Source organism: Autumnicola musiva (genome assembly GCF_031846585.1).
Lineage (GTDB): Bacteria > Bacteroidota > Bacteroidia > Flavobacteriales > Flavobacteriaceae > Autumnicola > Autumnicola musiva.
Window position 1 is genome coordinate 1 of sequence record NZ_JAVRHK010000094.1, and the last position, 310, is coordinate 310.

The 310-nt window shown below is 34.2% G+C and carries 1 protein-coding gene; it reads right to left on the reverse strand.

Translation table 11 applies throughout. The annotated features are described in order from the left end of the window. On the reverse strand, positions 1–310 hold a 310-nt coding region (locus RM539_RS20015; protein ID WP_311505185.1), incomplete at both ends, for a sulfite exporter TauE/SafE family protein.

Genomic DNA, 310 nt, shown 5'->3' on the forward strand with positions numbered 1-310 from the left:
CATATACAGGCTTCCCTGCCAAACACTTCCTCCTGCTACTGCACCCATTATAGCCATATAGACCAGACCGCATGGCAAGAAACCATTGAGGATTCCAACAGTTAAAAAAGTATCAGGGGTTTTCTTTTTCAGCTCTTTTCCCAGACTGCTTTTTATTTTTGAAATGATCTTGAAAACAGGTTTTGAAAAATTATATTTATTAAAAATTTTCACAGGAAGAAATAAAATTAACAGCATTAAAATTCCTATAAAAATGGAAAGTTGCTGCTGAAATCCAAAAAGCGATAAACTTTTACCCACTAAACCAAAG